Origin of the sequence: Enterobacter cloacae complex sp. 309I3 (assembly GCF_050031595.1) — a bacterium.
GTDB lineage: Bacteria > Pseudomonadota > Gammaproteobacteria > Enterobacterales > Enterobacteriaceae > Enterobacter > Enterobacter cloacae.
Genome location: NZ_JBLGWI010000001.1, coordinates 1639030 through 1657944 on the forward strand (window position 1 = coordinate 1639030; position 18915 = coordinate 1657944).

16 protein-coding genes are annotated in these 18915 nt (G+C 54.0%); 13 read left to right on the forward strand and 3 right to left on the reverse strand.

Going from position 1 to position 18915, the window contains the following annotated elements:
• Positions 1 to 17: 17 nt before the first annotated feature.
• Both focA and ycaO read right to left on the reverse strand, forming a co-directional pair.
• A complete protein-coding gene (gene focA / locus ACQG22_RS07650; protein ID WP_013097310.1) occupies positions 18 to 875 on the reverse strand; it encodes a formate transporter FocA in 858 nt (285 codons plus the stop codon).
• 406 nt (positions 876 to 1281) lie between these two features.
• Positions 1282 to 3042 (reverse strand): 30S ribosomal protein S12 methylthiotransferase accessory factor YcaO, encoded by a 1761-nt coding sequence (gene ycaO, locus ACQG22_RS07655; protein ID WP_038981416.1) that lies wholly within the window; start codon positions 3040 to 3042, stop codon positions 1282 to 1284.
• Positions 3043 to 3170: 128 nt separating this feature from the next.
• Here ycaO and ACQG22_RS07660 point away from each other — a divergent pair, with 128 nt between their 5' ends.
• The 13 genes from ACQG22_RS07660 (at position 3171) to ACQG22_RS07720 (ending at position 18097) form a co-directional block, all read left to right on the forward strand.
• The gene (locus ACQG22_RS07660) at positions 3171 to 3863 is read left to right on the forward strand and encodes a DUF421 domain-containing protein (RefSeq protein WP_013097308.1); all 693 of its coding nucleotides are present in this window, start codon (positions 3171 to 3173) and stop codon (positions 3861 to 3863) included.
• Between the two features lie 162 nt (positions 3864 to 4025).
• Entirely contained in the window at positions 4026 to 5114 is a 1089-nt protein-coding gene (gene serC / locus ACQG22_RS07665; protein WP_284957799.1) for a 3-phosphoserine/phosphohydroxythreonine transaminase, read from the forward strand.
• Between the two features lie 68 nt (positions 5115 to 5182).
• Positions 5183 to 6466, forward strand: a complete 1284-nt coding sequence (aroA, locus tag ACQG22_RS07670; protein WP_045295727.1) for a 3-phosphoshikimate 1-carboxyvinyltransferase — start codon at positions 5183 to 5185, stop codon at positions 6464 to 6466.
• A 185-nt stretch (positions 6467 to 6651) separates the two neighbouring features.
• Entirely contained in the window at positions 6652 to 7335 is a 684-nt protein-coding gene (cmk, locus tag ACQG22_RS07675) for a (d)CMP kinase (protein ID WP_013097305.1), read from the forward strand.
• Between the two features lie 111 nt (positions 7336 to 7446).
• Positions 7447 to 9120, forward strand: a complete 1674-nt coding sequence (gene rpsA, locus ACQG22_RS07680; protein WP_008499966.1) for a 30S ribosomal protein S1 — start codon at positions 7447 to 7449, stop codon at positions 9118 to 9120.
• 170 nt (positions 9121 to 9290) lie between these two features.
• Positions 9291 to 9578, forward strand: a complete 288-nt coding sequence (ihfB, locus tag ACQG22_RS07685; protein ID WP_003858233.1) for an integration host factor subunit beta — start codon at positions 9291 to 9293, stop codon at positions 9576 to 9578.
• Positions 9579 to 9792: 214 nt separating this feature from the next.
• Positions 9793 to 12057 (forward strand): ComEC family protein, encoded by a 2265-nt coding sequence (locus ACQG22_RS07690; protein ID WP_129252579.1) that lies wholly within the window; start codon positions 9793 to 9795, stop codon positions 12055 to 12057.
• Positions 12058 to 12093: 36 nt separating this feature from the next.
• On the forward strand, positions 12094 to 13842 hold the full coding sequence (gene msbA / locus ACQG22_RS07695) for a lipid A ABC transporter ATP-binding protein/permease MsbA (protein ID WP_013097303.1): 1749 nt from the start codon (positions 12094 to 12096) through the stop codon (positions 13840 to 13842).
• A complete protein-coding gene (lpxK, locus tag ACQG22_RS07700; RefSeq protein ID WP_369706396.1) occupies positions 13839 to 14816 on the forward strand; it encodes a tetraacyldisaccharide 4'-kinase in 978 nt (325 codons plus the stop codon). Before msbA ends, lpxK begins: the two co-directional genes overlap by 4 nt.
• Positions 14817 to 14860: 44 nt before the next feature.
• A complete protein-coding gene (locus tag ACQG22_RS07705; protein ID WP_369706397.1) occupies positions 14861 to 16090 on the forward strand; it encodes a winged helix-turn-helix domain-containing protein in 1230 nt (409 codons plus the stop codon).
• 45 nt (positions 16091 to 16135) lie between these two features.
• The gene (ycaR, locus tag ACQG22_RS07710) at positions 16136 to 16318 is read left to right on the forward strand and encodes a protein YcaR (protein WP_013097300.1); all 183 of its coding nucleotides are present in this window, start codon (positions 16136 to 16138) and stop codon (positions 16316 to 16318) included.
• The gene (gene kdsB / locus ACQG22_RS07715) at positions 16315 to 17061 is read left to right on the forward strand and encodes a 3-deoxy-manno-octulosonate cytidylyltransferase (RefSeq protein WP_013097299.1); all 747 of its coding nucleotides are present in this window, start codon (positions 16315 to 16317) and stop codon (positions 17059 to 17061) included. Before ycaR ends, kdsB begins: the two co-directional genes overlap by 4 nt.
• Before the next feature lie 142 nt (positions 17062 to 17203).
• The gene (locus ACQG22_RS07720) at positions 17204 to 18097 is read left to right on the forward strand and encodes a YcbJ family phosphotransferase (RefSeq protein ID WP_013097298.1); all 894 of its coding nucleotides are present in this window, start codon (positions 17204 to 17206) and stop codon (positions 18095 to 18097) included.
• Here ACQG22_RS07720 and elyC read toward each other — a convergent pair.
• Positions 18074 to 18853, reverse strand: coding sequence for an envelope biogenesis factor ElyC (elyC, locus tag ACQG22_RS07725; protein WP_013097297.1), 780 nt, complete (start codon positions 18851 to 18853; stop codon positions 18074 to 18076). The two genes, ACQG22_RS07720 and elyC, sit on opposite strands and share 24 nt — an antisense overlap.
• Between the last annotated feature and the right edge of the window lie 62 nt (positions 18854 to 18915).

The window sequence follows — 18915 nt, forward strand, 5'->3', positions numbered from 1 at the left end:
ACTGCCTGAGATAACCATCAATGATGATCGTCGCCACGCAGGTAAATGACCCAGTATGTCAACCCAACTAACAGACCCCCACCGATAATGTTCCCGATAGTGACAGGGATCAGGTTATCAGTAATGAAATTCATAATAGTCAGGTGAGAGAAACTTTCCGGGGTTGAACCAACTGCAGTCCAGAACTCCGGGCTCGCAAAGTTGCGGATTACAATACCCATTGGGATCATAAACATGTTCGCGATACTGTGCTCGAAGCCGCTGGCAACAAACATCGCAACCGGCAGAACCATAATCATGGCTTTGTCCATCAGGCTACGGCCGGAGTAACTCATCCATACCGCCAGACAGACCATCAGGTTCGCGAGGATGCCAAGTGCAACCGCTTCGATAAATGTGTGGTGCATTTTGTGGTCTGCGGTCTGCAGGACGTTCAGTCCCCAGCCACCGTTGGCGGTCATATACTCGCCAGAGAGCCACATCAACAAAACAAAGAGCAGACAGCCAATCAGGTTACCAACATAGACGTTAAGCCAGTTGCGCGCCAGTTGACCCCAGGTAATTCTTCCGCTGGCTTTTGCTACGACAATCAGCACCGTTGAGGTGAAGAGGTCGGCGCCGCAGATAACGCACAGAATCAGACCCAGTGAGAAGCAAATGCCGCCAATCAGTTTGGCCATGCCGTAAGGCATCGCGGCAGTACCGGTGGTGGCAGTAATGTAGAAGACGAACGCGATAGAGATGAACACACCAGCCGTGATCGCCAGATAGAACGTCTTCATCGGGTGTTTCGTTGCTTTATAGACACCTGCTTCTTCGGCCACTTTGGCCATCGCAGCAGGGAGTAAAAGATCAAAAGGGTTGTCAGCTTTCACACTAACTCTCTCTTTATTAAGTCGGCGACGAGATACTAACAAAGCATTATAGAAGAGAAATTGATATAGATCATATCTCGCCTGGCTTATAGGCCCGCAGTGTGTATGGTTTTACGACAAATGCGGTGTAAGTTTTTGATTATCCGTATAAAAATAAATTTTAAAAGTTATGAAAAGAGTTGAATTTTTTCGGTCGGCCACCTCTGAAACAGTTAATTAATATGGAGTATTTGCCATAAAAAGTAACAGTAAAGCCCAGGTAAATATTATTATATTTACCCATATTTAACTTTATTATTACATTCAACGTTCATTGCCGAAAAAAATAAAAAACGGGGCAATGAAATTGCCCCGTAATATAGCCCAGACGATTAAATACGCCTACTGCTGATAATGTTATATGCGCTTATTTTGACCAGTAAGCGGCTTTTGCTTTCTGCAGTTTTTCATAGGCCTTCAACAGCGACTGATGCGCAGGGAAGGCTTTCAGATCGCTGTCTACCGCCTGCAGTCCGTAGAATGGCGCTTCGCCGCTCAGGGCCGCGCTGGCGGCTTCTACCGCCTCGGCACCGTACATGCGCACAAAAGCGTTCAGGTACTGCAGTGGCTCACGATCCTCTTCCTGCGCAAGAAGCAGGAGGGTTTGCAGGCAGCGGTAGTAGTTGGTGCGCTCGGCAGAGAACACTGACTGGTTGAATTCCATGGTCCACTCGGTCCAGGCCAGGGCCTGATCCAGATCGCCGCCAGCCAGCGCCAGCATCGCTTTCAGCTCGCCGATGCGCAGGGTATACCAGCCGTTGTCTTTACCGGTAGCCAGACCCAGCAGTTCACGTACGCGCGTGAAGTCATCATGGCCTTCGTCGTCCAGCTGGGCGATCAGGTTCAGATAATCCTCTTTTTCCCACTCGCTGCCCGGCAGGGCCAGCAGCGTTTCACGCAGGTGCGCACCCATGCTGTTGTTCGCCAGCCACAGATCTTCAGCCGGATAGATATCGGACATGCCCGGCACCAGAATACGGCAGGCGTAAACACCCAGATGTTCGTAGTCAGCAATGTAGACTTCTTTATCTTCCGCGTTGAAGATAGCCATCAGGGTAGCGAACTCTTCTTCGGTCGTACCGGCAAAGCTCCAGTCGACGAATGGATAGTCTGCGTCCTGCTTGAACATATCCCAGGAGATCAAACCGCTGGAGTCGATGAAGTGGGTTTCGAGGTTGGTATGCTCGGCCACTTCTTCGTCGTCAAAGGTTGGTGGAGTAAATACATCGAGGTCTTTCAGGCTACGGCCCTGCAGCAGCTCGGTGACGGTACGCTCCAGCGCCACGCCGAAGTCAGGATGCGCGCCGAAGGAGGCGAAGCAGGTGCCGTTCGTCGGGTTAAACAGCACAACGCAGATAACCGGGTATTTACCGCCCAGCGAGCCATCATACGCAAAGATAGGGAAGCCTTCTGCCTCCAGCTTAGCAATGGATTCCACCACGCCCGGATAGCGTGCCAGCACGTCGGCCGGAATTTCAGGCAAACTGATGGATTCAGCAATGATGCGGTTTTTAATGTGGCGCTCAAACACTTCTGACAGCCCCTGCACACGCGCTTCATTGCGGGTGTTACCGGCGGACATGCCGTTAGACACATACAGGTTACCGACAATGTTCATCGGGATGTAAACGGTCTGTTCATCAGACTGACGGGTGAACGGCAGGGCACAGATCCCACGCTCTTCATTACCCGACTGCAGATCGATCAGCATGCTGGCGGTCAGTTCATTTTCCGGATCGTAGAACGCACGCAGACGCGCATCCAGAATGCCTTCCGGCAGTTCATCGTCTTCGGTCAGCGGAAACCATTTTTCATTGGGATAGTGAACGAACGGGCCGTTAGCGATGGTTTCACCCAGCCAGAAATCGGCGAAGAAGTAGTTGGTCGACAGACGTTCAAAATACTCACCCAGCGCAGAAGCCAGCGCCGCTTTTTTAGTCGCGCCTTTACCGTTGGTAAAGCACAGTGCACAGTCTTTATCGCGAATATGCACGGACCAGACGTGAGGCACTGGATTAAGCCAGGAGGCTTCTTCGATATTAAAGCCCAGGTCGGTCAGTTTCTGCTGGAAGCGAGCGATGGAATCTTCCAGGGCGGCGTCTTTGCCGGGGATAAACGTTTGAGTCATGGCGTTCACTTTTATCGTACGTAAAGCGCGCAATGATACGGGTTTTGCGTGACGGGTGCTATCTCCGGCGAAAATAAAAGACTGGGCTATGCTTACTGTCAGTAACTGACTGTTAAGGCATAAAAAAAATGAAAGCATTCGATCTGCAAAGGATGGCGTTTGATAAAGTCCCACCTGAATTTTTAGGCGAAGTAGCGCTGCGTAGTCTGTATACCTTCGTCCTGGTCTTCCTGTTTCTTAAAATCACCGGTCGGCGTGGCGTACGGCAGATGTCGCTGTTTGAGGTGCTGATCATTCTGACGCTGGGTTCAGCGGCGGGGGATGTCGCTTTTTACGATGATGTGCCAATGGTGCCGGTGTTTATTGTCTTCGTCACGCTGGCTCTGCTTTACCGGCTGGTCATGTGGCTGATGTCGAAAAGCGAAAAGCTGGAAGACATGCTTGAAGGGAAACCCGTCGTTATCGTTGAGAACGGACAGCTGGCCTGGGAAAATGTCCAAAGCGCCAATATGACCGAATTTGAGTTCTTTATGGAGCTGCGGCTGAACAGCGTGGAGCAGCTTGGGCAAGTGCGTCTGGCGATAATGGAAACGAATGGGCAAATCAGCGTGTATTACTATCCTGACGACGAGGTTAAGCCAGGGCTCTGTATTCTGCCGGATATGTTAATCGAGCGGTTTAAAACGGTACCGGAATCCGGCGAATATGCCTGTGTAAGATGTAGCCATGTCGTTGCCATGCACGTGGGCGATCATCAATTATGTCCCCGCTGTACAAATCCGGAATGGTCGAAGGTTAGCCGGGCCAAACGCCTTGTCTGACAGCCATTTTGTCGGTTTTGTGACAGCGAGGCGACAGATTGTATTGTGTGACGAAGGGCACATTTCACCGGTCATAAGTTTTAGACATTGCGGCGCGTGTCACTGAATGATAAAACCGATATCCACAGTTATAACTTATGGCTTTTAGCGTGGTGAGGGGAAATGGCTCAAGTCTTTAATTTCAGTTCAGGTCCGGCAATGTTACCGGCAGACGTGCTTAAACAGGCTCAACAGGAACTTTGTGACTGGAACGGTCTGGGTACGTCGGTGATGGAAATCAGCCACCGAGGTAAAGAGTTTATTCAGGTGGCGGAAGAGGCAGAAAAGGATTTTCGCGATCTGCTGAACATTCCCTCGAACTACAAAGTATTGTTCTGCCACGGTGGTGGGCGCGGCCAGTTTGCTGGCGTACCGCTGAATATTCTGGGTGACAAAACCACGGCAGACTATGTTGACGCTGGCTACTGGGCTGCCAGCGCGGTGAAAGAGGCGCATAAATATTGCACGCCAAACGTCATCGACGCCAAAGTGACCGTTGATGGCCTGCGTGCCGTGAAGCCAATGAGCGAGTGGCAGCTCTCTGACAACGCCGCGTATCTGCACTACTGCCCGAACGAAACCATTGACGGGATTGCCATCGACGAGACGCCGGACTTCGGTAAAGACATGGTGGTTGCCGCTGACTTCTCCTCCACCATTCTCTCTGCGCCGATTGACGTCAGCCGCTACGGTGTCATCTATGCGGGTGCGCAGAAAAATATCGGCCCTGCAGGCCTGACTATCGTCATCGTACGTGACGATCTGCTGGGTAAAGCGCATAAATCCTGCCCGTCGATTCTTGATTACACTGTGCTGAACGATAACGACTCCATGTTCAACACCCCACCGACGTTTGCCTGGTATCTCTCCGGCCTGGTCTTTAAATGGCTGAAGCAAAACGGCGGTGTGGCGCAGATGGACAAGATCAATCAGCAGAAAGCTGAACTGCTGTACGGCGTCATTGATAAGAGTGATTTCTATCGTAACGATGTGGCGAAAGCCAACCGTTCCCGCATGAACGTGCCGTTCCAGCTGGCGGACAGCAACCTGGATAAAGTTTTCCTGGAAGAGTCCTTCGCCGCAGGTCTGCATGCGCTGAAAGGTCACCGTGTGGTAGGCGGCATGCGCGCCTCCATCTATAACGCCATGCCGCTGGAAGGCGTTAAAGCCCTGACCGATTTCATGATTGACTTTGAACGTCGCCACGGTTGATTGCGCTGTTTTCACCCCCGTAGCCCTGCTGCGGGGTTTTTATTATGTTGAGTTGAGAGTTAAGTTTCATGGAATCCCTGACGTTACATCCTATCGCGCGGGTAGATGGCACCATCAATCTGCCTGGTTCAAAAAGTGTCTCGAACCGCGCTCTGCTGCTGGCAGCTCTGGCAAACGGCACCACCGTCCTCACGAACCTGCTGGACAGCGATGACGTGCGCCATATGCTCAATGCGCTGAAAGCGTTGGGAGTTCACTACACGCTGTCTGACGACCGTACCCGCTGTGAAGTGACGGGGAACGGCGGTGCGCTACGTTCAGCCGAGGAACTGGAACTGTTTCTGGGTAACGCGGGAACCGCCATGCGCCCACTGGCGGCAGCTCTGTGCCTGGGCAGCAACAATATTGTTCTGACCGGCGAACCGCGCATGAAAGAGCGTCCGATCGGTCATCTGGTGGATGCCCTTCGTCAGGGCGGTGCCCAGATTGACTATCTGGAGCAAGAAAATTACCCACCACTGCGCCTTCGCGGTGGCTTTACCGGCGGCAACGTCGAGGTGGACGGCAGCGTCTCCAGCCAGTTCCTGACGGCACTGTTGATGACTGCACCGCTGGCACCGCAGGATACGGTCATCACCATCAAGGGTGACCTGGTGTCTAAGCCGTACATTGATATCACCCTGCATCTGATGAAAACCTTCGGTGTGGAGGTGGAAAACCACGCGTATCAGCGCTTCGTGGTTCGCGGTGCGCAGCAGTATCAGTCTCCGGGTAACTATCTGGTTGAAGGTGACGCCTCATCTGCGTCTTACTTCCTGGCGGCAGGTGCTATTAAAGGCGGTACGGTGAAAGTGACCGGTATTGGCCGTAACAGCGTGCAGGGCGATATTCGTTTTGCTGATGTGCTGGAGAAAATGGGTGCGGTAGTGACCTGGGGGGAGGATTTCATCGCCTGTACACGTGGTGAACTCAACGCCATCGATATGGACATGAACCACATTCCTGATGCGGCAATGACCATTGCCACCGCTGCGCTCTTTGCAAAAGGCACTACGACGCTGCGTAACATCTACAACTGGCGCGTAAAAGAGACTGACCGTCTGTTCGCGATGGCCACCGAGTTGCGTAAAGTGGGTGCCGAAGTGGAAGAGGGCGAAGACTACATTCGCGTAACGCCTCCGGCAAAACTGCAGTTCGCGGAAATCGGAACTTACAACGATCACCGTATGGCGATGTGCTTCTCGCTGGTGGCGTTGTCCGATACACCTGTCACGATCCTCGATCCGAAATGTACGGCGAAAACCTTCCCGGACTATTTCGAACAGCTGGCCCGCATCAGTACACTGGCCTGATGACATGATGCCGCATCACCCGATGCGGCATTTCCTTACGTTTTCTGACGTTTGTTCCCGCACATTTCTTCTACACTCTGCTTCATTAATTCCGTAATTTGCACGCAAAGGTAACAGTTGCGCACGTTGGCGCGTATAATGCGCGGCGTTCATGTTAACGGTATGCCTTTATTAAGGAGAAAAAGATGACGGCAGTTGCCCCGGTAATCACCATTGATGGGCCTAGTGGCGCAGGGAAAGGAACTCTGTGCAAGGCGATGGCGGAAGCATTGCAATGGCATCTTTTAGATTCGGGAGCTATCTATCGCGTGCTGGCGCTGGCAGCGCTGCATCACCATGTGGATGTTGCGTCTGAAGAGGCGCTGGTTCCGCTGGCTGCGCATCTGGATGTGCGTTTTGTCTCGACCGATGGCAACCTCGAAGTGATCCTGGAAGGGGAAGATGTGAGCGGCGAAATTCGTACGCAGGAGGTTGCTAACGCTGCCTCTCAGGTGGCGGCTTTCCCGCGCGTTCGTGAGGCCCTGTTACGCCGTCAGCGTGCTTTCCGTGAAGCACCCGGCCTGATCGCTGACGGACGAGATATGGGGACGGTGGTATTCCCTGATGCGCCAGTGAAAATTTTCCTTGACGCTTCCTCGGAAGAACGGGCTCAACGCCGCATGCTTCAGTTGCAGGAGAAGGGGTTTAGTGTTAACTTTGATCGCCTTTTATCCGAGATAAAAGAGCGCGATGACCGCGACCGTAACCGCGCCGTCGCCCCACTTGTTCCTGCAGAAGATGCATTAGTTCTGGATTCCACCAGTTTAACTATTGAGCAAGTGATTGAAAAAGCGCTACAATATGCGCGCCAAAAACTGGCACTCGCGTAATTGCGACCGATTTAGCAGTACCCCCGCTGCAATGGATTGACGGCGGGTATGTGAAACAACCCCATCCGGCACGGAGCCAGGTGGACGTTAATATTAACCTGAAGATTAAACATGACTGAATCTTTTGCTCAACTGTTTGAAGAATCCTTAAAAGAAATCGAAACCCGTCCGGGTTCCATCGTTCGCGGTGTTGTTGTTGCTATCGACAAAGACGTTGTACTGGTTGACGCCGGTCTGAAATCTGAGTCCGCCATTCCGGCAGAGCAGTTCAAAAACGCCCAGGGCGAGCTGGAAATCCAGGTAGGTGACGAAGTTGACGTTGCTCTGGACGCAGTAGAAGACGGCTTCGGCGAAACCCTGCTGTCTCGTGAAAAAGCTAAACGTCACGAAGCATGGATCACGCTGGAGAAAGCTTACGAAGAAGCTGAAACTGTGGTCGGTGTTATCAACGGCAAAGTTAAAGGTGGCTTCACTGTTGAGCTGAATGGTATTCGTGCGTTCCTGCCAGGTTCTCTGGTAGACGTTCGTCCAGTCCGTGACACCCTGCACCTCGAAGGCAAAGAGCTTGAGTTCAAAGTAATCAAGCTGGACCAGAAGCGTAACAACGTTGTTGTTTCCCGTCGTGCCGTTATCGAATCCGAAAACAGCGCAGAACGCGATCAGCTGCTGGAAAACCTGCAGGAAGGCATGGAAGTCAAAGGTATCGTTAAGAACCTCACTGACTACGGCGCATTCGTTGACCTGGGCGGCGTTGATGGCCTGCTGCACATCACCGACATGGCGTGGAAACGCGTTAAGCACCCAAGCGAAATCGTGAACGTGGGCGACGAAATCACTGTTAAAGTGCTGAAGTTCGACCGCGAGCGTACTCGTGTATCCCTCGGCCTGAAACAGCTGGGCGAAGATCCATGGGTAGCTATCGCTAAGCGTTACCCAGAAGGTACCAAACTGACTGGCCGCGTGACCAACCTGACTGACTACGGCTGCTTCGTTGAAATCGAAGAAGGCGTTGAAGGTCTGGTACACGTTTCCGAAATGGACTGGACCAACAAAAACATCCACCCATCCAAAGTTGTTAACGTTGGTGACGTAGTGGAAGTTATGGTTCTGGATATCGACGAAGAACGTCGTCGTATCTCCCTGGGCCTGAAGCAGTGCAAAAACAACCCATGGCAGCAGTTCGCGGAAACCCACAACAAGGGCGACCGTGTTGAAGGTAAAATCAAGTCTATCACTGACTTCGGTATCTTCATCGGCCTGGACGGCGGCATCGACGGCCTGGTTCACCTGTCTGACATCTCCTGGAACGTTGCAGGCGAAGAAGCAGTTCGTGAATACAAAAAAGGCGACGAAATCGCAGCAGTTGTTCTGCAGGTTGACGCAGAGCGTGAGCGTATCTCTCTGGGCGTTAAACAGCTCGCAGAAGATCCGTTCAACAACTGGGTTGCACTGAACAAGAAAGGCGCAATCGTAAACGGTAAAGTGACTGCAGTTGACGCTAAAGGCGCAACCGTAGAACTGGCTGACGGCGTTGAAGGTTACCTGCGCGCTTCTGAAGCTTCACGTGACCGCGTTGAAGATGCCACTCTGGTTCTGAACGTTGGCGACGATGTTGAAGCTAAGTTCACCGGTGTTGACCGTAAGAACCGTGCAATCAGCCTGTCTGTTCGTGCGAAAGACGAAGCTGACGAGAAAGATGCAATCGCTACTGTTAACAAACAGGAAGATGCAAACTTCTCTAACAACGCAATGGCTGAAGCTTTCAAAGCAGCTAAAGGCGAGTAATATCAAGTCCTCAGCATCCTTTGAGCGGTAACGCATTTATCGCGCGAAGGATGAGGAGCAAACTTGACAGATTGCAGGATTCGTCCTGTAATCAATAACAAAGGGCGGCTACGGCCGCCCTTGTTTAATGAGCTGTTCAGCTAATTGGTTTGAAAGGAACCGGAGGAATCATGACCAAGTCAGAATTGATTGAAAGACTTGCCAGTCAGCAACCGCATATCCCAGCTAAAGCAGTGGAAGATGCCGTAAAAGAGATGCTGGAGCATATGGCCACCACTCTTGCCCAGGGCGAGCGCATTGAAATCCGCGGTTTCGGTAGTTTTTCTCTGCACTATCGTGCTCCACGTACCGGGCGTAACCCGAAGACTGGCGATAAAGTCGAGCTGGAAGGTAAGTACGTTCCACACTTTAAGCCGGGTAAAGAACTGCGCGATCGCGCCAATATTTACGGCAACTGAGTTTAGCCATCAGGTTAAACTGGGTTCAAAAGAAAGCACCTCCGGGTGCTTTTTTTGTACTTATCGTTTTTATTCTGAAGCCGTGCCGCAATCCCCGTGTCGTTTTCTGCAAACCGACAAAAACAGTGCAGCGTGCGCTGTAACCTGCATTTTATTCAACTGACGCCTCTCTCCCTCTTCTTACATACTGCCGCCCTGAAACAGGGAGGTCGTAATGGGAATTCCCACACTAAGTCTGTGCGCCATTCTGGCGATAGTGCCGCTACTCTGGTTACCTGAACTACCTGCACGGCATACTTTATGGATCATGGTTGCCGGCGGGTTGGTGCTGGGCTTACAGCGAAGCATCAGTCTGAAGTGTATCGGTATGGGGTTGTTATTTTGCGCGTGGGGCATTCTGGCTGCGCAGGAAAGCGTCTGGCCGATGCAGCATTTAACCACCGGTGCAGTCAAGGCAGAGGTGGAGATCACCGCCACCGATGGCGCAACAGTCCATCAGGGTAAAATCGTTGCACTTAATGGCAAACGCTGGTGGGCATCGACGGGCATCGTGTTGTATGGCAATTACCTGCCGCAAAAGGGCTGCGCGGGTCAACGCTGGGCCATGACGCTCAGGCTAAGGCCTGTACATGGTGAACTGAACGACGGAGGATATGATCCTCAGCGAAATGCTTTTGCCCGGCATCAAACGTTGAGCGGACGTTTTACACGGGCAGAAATCATTGATGAACGCTGCAGCTTGCGTGCCCGCTATCTGTCATCGCTGCACGACACCCTTTCAGCCTATCGTTGGGGAGCGGTGATCCTGGGGCTGGGGATGGGCGAGCGCCTGGATGTGCCCCGGGAAATAAAAACACTGATGCGTGAAACCGGCACGTCGCATCTGATGGCGATCTCGGGTTTGCATATCACGCTGGCGGCTTCCATCATCTGGACGCTTGCCAGGGGTTTTCAGTTTTTATTGCCGTGTCAGTGGATCCGCTGGCAGATGCCTCTGCTTGCGGGACTGTTTTTTGCGGCCTTCTACGCATGGCTAACGGGTCTGCAGCCGCCTGCATTACGCACGGTCATCGCGCTTGCGGTGCTGGCCGCTCTGCGGATCGGCGCGCGTCAGTGGTCTGCATGGCAGATCTGGTGTAGCTGTATTGCAGCGATACTCATCGTTGATCCGCTGGCGGTGCTTTCTCAAAGCCTGGTGTTGTCAGCGTTTGCTGTCGCGGCGTTGATTTTCTGGTATCAGTGGCTGCCACTCCCCAGCTGGCGCTGGACTCGCCGGGTGCGACCCCTGGTAAATTTACTCTATCTGCAGGTTGGGATGTTGCTGCTGCTCCTGCCTTTGCAGGTGTTGATGTTCCATGGCTTCAGCGTCTCTTCGCTGGTAGCCAATCTCTTTGCCGTTCCGCTGGTGACCTTTATCTCGGTTCCGCTGATCCTGCTCGGTATGCTACTGCACCTGCTCCCGCTGGTCTCTCTGGAAACTGGCGTATGGTTTGCGGCAGATAAGTCCCTGGCCGGTTTGTTCTGGCTGCTGCAGCGTCTGCCTGATGGCTGGCAGGACGTCGATGAGCGCTGGCAGTACCTGACATTACTGCCCTGGCTGGCCATTATCGGCTGGCGTTTTCGCTCCTGGAAAAGCATGCCGGCGGTGTGTCTGACAGGAACTGTCGTGCTGGCATCCCCATTCATGCGAACGGAGAAAACCGATAGCTGGACGTTGCATATGCTGGATGTGGGGCAGGGGCTATCAATGGTTATTGAGCGGCAGGGTAAAGCGCTTCTATACGACACCGGTCCCGGCTGGCCTGGGGGAGACAGTGCGCAGCAGTTGATCATTCCGTGGTTACGCTGGCATCACCTGCAACCAGAGGGCGTTATTCTCAGTCACGAGCACCTGGACCATGCTGGTGGTCTGGCATCGCTGCAGGCGGCATGGCCCGGCTTATGGGTACGAAGCCCGCTGGGGTGGGCGCAGCATCTTTCCTGCTTTCGCGGGCAGCAGTGGAAATGGCAGGGGTTAACATTCACCGTCCACTGGCCACCGGCTGGATCCACTGCCCAGGGTAACAATCGCTCCTGCGTGGTTAAAATTGATGACGGTGAGCAGAGTGTTTTGCTGACAGGGGACATTGAAGCGCAAGCGGAACAGGCTATGCTTAGCCATTACTGGCGTTATCTGACGTCAACGGTGATACAGGTGCCGCACCATGGCAGTAATACCTCCTCATCGTTGCCGCTGGTACAACGGGTGGGAGGTGAAATCGCGCTGGATTCTGCGGCCCGTTACAATGCGTGGCGATTCCCGTCAGTGAAGGTGGTGAAGCGTTATCGAAAGGAGGGCTATGTCTGGCACGATACCCCTCATTCGGGCCAAATATCGGTGACGTTTTCGCAACATGCCTGGCAAATCCGACGGTTGCGGGAGCAATATTTACCGCGTTGGTATCATCAGTGGTTTGGCGCGCCCGTCGATAACGGGTAGAATATGCGGCTATTTCAACAGATGCTGGTTTTTTGAATGCATAACGACAAAGATCTCTCCACGTGGCAAACCTTCCGCCGACTCTGGCCGATGATTGCACCTTTTAAAGCAGGTTTAATCGTGGCGGGTATAGCGTTAGTTCTCAACGCAGCCAGCGATACTTTTATGTTATCGCTCCTCAAACCGTTACTGGATGACGGTTTTGGTAAAACGGATCGCTCAGTGTTGCTATGGATGCCTCTGGTGGTGATCGGACTGATGATCTTACGCGGTATCACCAGCTATATTTCCAGTTATTGCATCTCCTGGGTGTCAGGAAAAGTGGTCATGACAATGCGCCGTCGGCTGTTCAGCCACATGATGGGCATGCCGGTGGCCTTCTTTGACAAACAATCGACAGGTACGTTGTTGTCACGTATCACCTATGACTCAGAACAGGTGGCATCCTCTTCCTCCAGCGCACTGATTACCGTTGTGCGTGAAGGTGCGTCAATTATCGGTCTGTTCGTGATGATGTTCTATTATAGCTGGCAGCTGTCGCTGATCCTCATCGTGCTGGCTCCGGTTGTTTCTGTCGCGATCCGCGTCGTTTCAAAGCGTTTTCGCAATATCAGTAAGAATATGCAGAATACGATGGGGCAGGTGACCACCAGCGCTGAGCAGATGCTGAAAGGACATAAAGAGGTGTTGATTTTCGGCGGGCAGGAGGTCGAAACAAAACGCTTCGATAAAGTCAGCAACAAAATGCGTCTGCAGGGGATGAAAATGGTCTCGGCCTCTTCAATCTCTGATCCCATTATTCAGCTGATTGCCTCTCTGGCTCTGGCATTCGTCCTGTATGCGGCAAGCTTCCCGAGCGTAATGGAAACGCTGACGGCGGGGACCATCACCGTTGTGTTCTCTTCCATGATTGCGCTGATGCGTCCGCTGAAGTCGCTGACCAACGTTAACGCCCAGTTCCAGCGCGGGATGGCAGCATGCCAGACGCTGTTCAGCATCCTGGATTCTGAGCAAGAGAAAGACGAAGGTACTCGCGTCATTGAGCGCGCAAAGGGCGATGTCGAATTCCGCAACGTGACCTTCACTTACCCTGGCCGTGAAGTTCCAGCATTACGTAACATCAACCTGACCATTCCGGCAGGCAAAACCGTTGCGCTGGTCGGCCGTTCCGGTTCGGGTAAATCGACGATTGCCAGCCTGATTACCCGTTTCTACGACATCGATCAGGGTGAAATTCTGTTAGACGGTCACGACCTGCGGGAATACACCCTGCAGTCGCTGCGTAACCAGGTTGCGCTGGTTTCTCAGAACGTGCATCTGTTCAACGATACTGTTGCGAACAACATTGCCTATGCGCGCACTGAAGAGTACAGCCGCGAGCAGATTGAAGAAGCCGCTCGCATGGCCTATGCCATGGACTTTATTAACAAGATGGACAACGGCCTGGATACCATCATCGGTGAGAATGGAGTTCTGCTCTCCGGTGGTCAACGTCAGCGTATCGCCATCGCCCGTGCACTGCTGCGTAACAGCCCTATTCTGATCCTCGACGAAGCAACCTCTGCTTTGGATACAGAATCTGAACGTGCAATTCAGTCTGCGCTGGATGAACTGCAAAAGAACCGTACATCACTGGTGATTGCGCACCGCCTGTCAACGATTGAACAGGCTGACGAAATCGTCGTTGTGGAGGATGGGGTCATTGTAGAACGCGGTAGCCATACCGATTTACTGGCACAGCGTGGTGTTTACGCTCAGCTCCATAAGATGCAGTTCGGCGAATGATTGCCCGCATCTGGTCCGGTGAGTCCCCGCTGTGGCTGCTGCTTCTGCCGCTCTCCTGGCTGTATGGTCTGGTGAGCGGCATTATTCGTCTGCTTTACCGTCTGGGGCTAAAGCGGGCGTGGCGTGCGCCGGTGCCGGTTGTCGTGGTGGGTAACCTCACGGCAGGGGGGAACGGTAAAACCCCTGTGGTCATCTGGCTGGTTGAGCAACTGCAAAAGCGCGGCATCCGCCCCGGCGTGGTGTCGCGAGGTTACGGCGGCAAAGCGGCGCACTATCCACTGCTCCTGACGCTGGACACGACGACCGCCGAGGCGGGGGATGAGCCGGTATTGATTTATCAGCGTACTGGCGCGCCTGTCGCAGTCTCTCCGGTGCGTAGTGATGCTGTTCAGGCGCTGCTTGCCGAACACGACGTGCAAATAATTATTACCGATGACGGTCTGCAGCATTACGCGCTGGCGCGTGATAAAGAGATTGTGGTCATTGATGGCGTACGCCGTTTTGGCAACGGCTGGTGGCTGCCTGCAGGCCCCATGCGTGAACGCGCTTCGCGCCTGAAGTCCGTGGATGCGGTGATTGTTAACGGCGGTGTGGCACAGCCGGGGGAGATCCCGATGCAACTCCAGCCAGGCATGGCAATTAACCTGTTGACCGGTGAACGACAGGCCGTTTCCCGGCTACCGGCGCTGGTCGCGATGGCAGGTATTGGTCATCCTCCGCGTTTCTTCGCAACGCTGGAACAGTGTGGTGCCCGCCTTGAAAAGCGTGTTCCGCTGGCCGATCACCAGGCGCTGGTGGCGGAGCAGGTAGACGCGTTGACAACATCCGGTCAGACATTAATCATGACCGAAAAAGATGCGGTGAAATGCCGCGCTTTTGCGAAAGAAAACTGGTGGTATCTGCCGGTTGACGCTGAACTCAGCGGCGAGCAGCCGGAACACTTGCTCCAGGAACTGATTGCGTTGGTGCATTAAGAGCTTACGCGGTTCTGGTGGCGCTTTGACTGACAGGAAAACGCATGTCTTTACCGCAACTCTCGCTTTCAGCCGCACGTAACTTGCACCTTGCCGTACAAGGACTTCTTAAAAAGCCCCGTCGCCGCGCGCAGCCTGCCGATATCCTCACTACCGTGCAACGCATGTCGTTGTTGCAAATCGACACCATCAACATTGTGGCTCGTAGCCCCTACCTGGTGCTGTTCAGCCGGCTGGGTAATTATCCGCCTCAGTGGCTCGATGATGCGCTCAGCAAGGGAGAGCTGATGGAATACTGGGCACATGAAGCCTGTTTCCTGCCCCGCAGCGATTTTGCCCTGGTTCGCCACCGTATGCTCGCCCCGGAAAAAATGGGCTGGAAATACCGGCAGGCGTGGATGCACGAGCATGCGGCTGAGATTGAGCAGCTCATTGCCCATATCGCGGAAAAGGGGCCAGTACGTTCCGCGGATTTTGAACATCCACGAAAAGGGGCAAGCGGCTGGTGGGAATGGAAACCGCACAAGCGTCATCTCGAAGGGTTGTTTACATCAGGCAAGGTGATGGTAGTCGAGCGGCGTAATTTTCAACGGGTGTACGACCTGACGCAGCGGGTGATGCCTCACTGGGACGACGAGCGCGACCTGCTCACACAGGAGGCAGCCGAAGCCGTCATGCTTGAAAACAGCGCCCGCAGTCTGGGTATTTTCCGTCCGCAATGGCTGGCCGATTATTACCGTCTCCGACAGCCCGAGCTGAAACCGTTGCTGGATAACTGGCAGCGTGAACAGCGGGTTATCCCGGTCTCTGTAGAGAAGTTGGGCGAAATGTGGCTGCATGCGGATTTACTCCCGCTGCTGCCACAAGCTGAAGCAGGTAAACTTCAGGCAACCCATAGCGCGGTGCTGTCACCTTTTGATCCGGTGGTCTGGGACAGAAAACGGGCCGAGCAGCTGTTTGATTTCAGCTACCGGCTGGAGTGCTACACTCCCGCGCCAAAGCGCCAGTACGGTTACTTTGTTTTGCCCCTGCTGCACAAGGGACAACTGGTAGGGCGCATGGATGCCAAAATGCACCGTAAAACCGGCACGCTAGAGGTCATTGCGCTGTATCTGGAAGAGGGCGTCAGGTTAACCGCGCCCCTGGAAAAAGGGTTAACATCCGCCATCAATGATTTCGCCTGCTGGCAGAAGGCCTGTGAAGTGACGCTGGGCCGCGTGCCTGACGGACTCTTTACATCCTGTCGAAGTGGCTGGGAAACAGGCACGCCCTGAAAAGAGAATGTGTTAAGCTTTAGCGATTACCCATACGGAGGAACTATGGATCACCGTTTACTTGAAATTATTGCCTGCCCGGTGTGCAACGGCAAACTCTACTATAGCCAGGACAAACAAGAGCTGATTTGCAAACCGGACAGCCTGGCTTTCCCGCTGCGTGACGGTATTCCGGTACTGCTGGAAAACGAAGCCCGTTCCCTGGTCGCAGAAGAGAGCAAACCATGAGCTTTGTCGTCATTATTCCTGCCCGTTACGCCTCAACGCGTCTGCCGGGTAAGCCGCTGGTAGATATCAACGGCAAGCCAATGATTGTGCATGTCCTTGAACGCGCCCGTGAGTCCGGCGCTGACCGTATTATCGTGGCCACCGATCATCCTGATGTTGCGCGTGCGGTTGAAGCCGCAGGCGGGGAAGTGTGCATGACCCGCGCCGATCACCAGTCTGGTACTGAACGACTGGCTGAAGTGGTTGAGAAATGCGCATTCAGCGACGATACGGTAATCGTTAACGTGCAGGGCGACGAACCGATGATCCCGGCGGCGATTATTCGTCAGGTGGCGGAAAACCTGGCGCAGCGTCAGGTTGGCATGGCAACTCTCGCGGTACCTATCCACCACGCGGAAGAAGCGTTCAACCCGAACGCGGTGAAGGTTGTGACGGATGCGGAGGGCTATGCGCTCTATTTCTCCCGTGCCACCATCCCGTGGGATCGTGATCGCTTTGCGGTGTCCAAAGAGACCATTGGCGATACCTTCCTGCGCCATATTGGCATCTACGGCTATCGCGCTGGCTTTATTCGCCGGTATGTAACCTGGACACCGAGTCCGCTGGAGCATATTGAAATGCTGGAACAGCTTCGTGTGCTCTGGTACGGCGAAAAGATCCACGTTGCCGTCGCCGAAGAGGTGCCTGGTACAGGCGTAGACACCCCAGAAGATCTTGAGCGCGTTCGCGCTGAATTGCGTTAATCCTTGCGGCATCCCTCTTTTGGGAGGGATGCACTCCGCCGTTTATTTTCTCTTATCTTTTCCATAATTGATCTCCGCAGGGTGACATCTGCGTCCTGCGCGCTCATTATAAAAGCAGTAGTCTTAATGGGGGTAATCTCATATGGAACAGCTGCGTGCCGAACTGAGTCACCTGCTTGGCGAGAAGTTAAGCCGGGTGGAATGTGTAAGTGAAAAGGCAGATACCGCGCTCTGGTCGTTGTACGACAGTCAGGGAAACCCAATGCCGCTGATGGCCCGAAGCTTTACCTCGCCGGGTGTAGCCAGGCAGCTCGCCTGGAAAATTTCAATGCTCGCGCGGCAAGGAACCGTGCGTATGCCGACGGTTTATGGGGTGATGACGCATGAAGAGCACCCCGGTCCGGATGTTCTGCTGATTGAGCGTTTACGCGGAGTATCCGTTGAAGCCCCGGCGCGTACACCGGAGCGCTGGGAACAACTGAAAGACCAGATTGTGGAGGCACTGCTGGCCTGGCACCGGCAGGATAGCCGTGGCCTTGTGGGACCCGTCGACAGCACTCAGGAAAATCTCTGGCCGCTGTGGTATCGCCAGCGGGTGGAGGTGCTGTGGGGAACGCTTAATCAGTTCAACAACACCGGCTTGACCATGCAGGATAAACGTATCCTGTTCCGCACCCGGGAGTGTTTACCGGCGCTGTTTGAGGGCTTTAACGACAACTGCGTGTTGATACACGGTAATTTTACCCTGCGTAGCATGCTTAAAGATTCTCGTAGCGATCAGCTTCTGGCAATGCTGGGGCCAGGGGTCATGCTCTGGGCTCCGCGCGAGTACGACCTGTTCAGGCTCAGCGACAGCGCGGCCGCTGAAGGCTTGCTGTGGCACTATCTGCAGCGCGCGCCCGTTGCGGAGGCGTTTCTCTGGCGGCGCTGGCTTTATTTATTGTGGGATGAAGTGGCGCAGCTGGTGAATACCGGACGTTTCAACCGCGCCAACTTTGACCTTGCGACAAAATCACTCCTGCCCTGGCTCGCCTGAGGAGCCTTTCAGCCACTGCCAGATGCGTCCCAGCGTCTCATAGCCGACGCGATCGCTATGCATCAACCACATTGGGGACGGGATCACCCGTTCCCATGGGTTGAGCGGGGCGTTAATGGCCATCTGGTTCGCCGGCGCGGGAAGCGGGTGCAGACCTTGTTTTTCGAAGAAAATCATTGCCCTTGGCAGATGTGAAGCAGATGTCACCAGTAAGAACGGAACATCGCCAATAGCCTGTTTCACCGCGGCGGCTTCTTCTTCGGTATCTTTCGGACTGTCCAGCGTGATAATAGCGGAGCGCGGCACGCCGAGGGATTCCGCCACCCTGGCGCCGGCTTCAGCCGTGCTGACCGGGTTGGTTTTGGCTGGCGCGCCGGTGAAGATCATTTTCGATCCCGGATTAGCCAGCCACAGGCGAATACCTTCGTTCAGGCGCGGCAGGCTGTTATTGATCAGGTTGGAGCTGGGGGCCCAGTTTGGATCCCAGGTATACCCGCCGCCCAGCACCACGATGTACTCCACTTTCTGGTTTCCCTGCCAGGTTGGGTAGGTGTTTTCGATGGGACGTAACAGTTTGTCTGCGACGGGTTGCAGGCTCAGCAGCAGCAGTACCAGCCAGCCGAAGGTGATCAGCGTTTTGCCACTTTTCTGAAAGCGACTAAACCACACCAGCCCCAGCCCCAGCGCGATGATGAGCAGCAGTAGCGGAAGGGGAAGCATCATGCCTCCAATGTATTTCTTCAGGGTAAAAAGCATCCTTTTTGGTTCCTTTTTTAACCATATAGCAGGCGAATACCCGTGATATTACACCAGAGAGG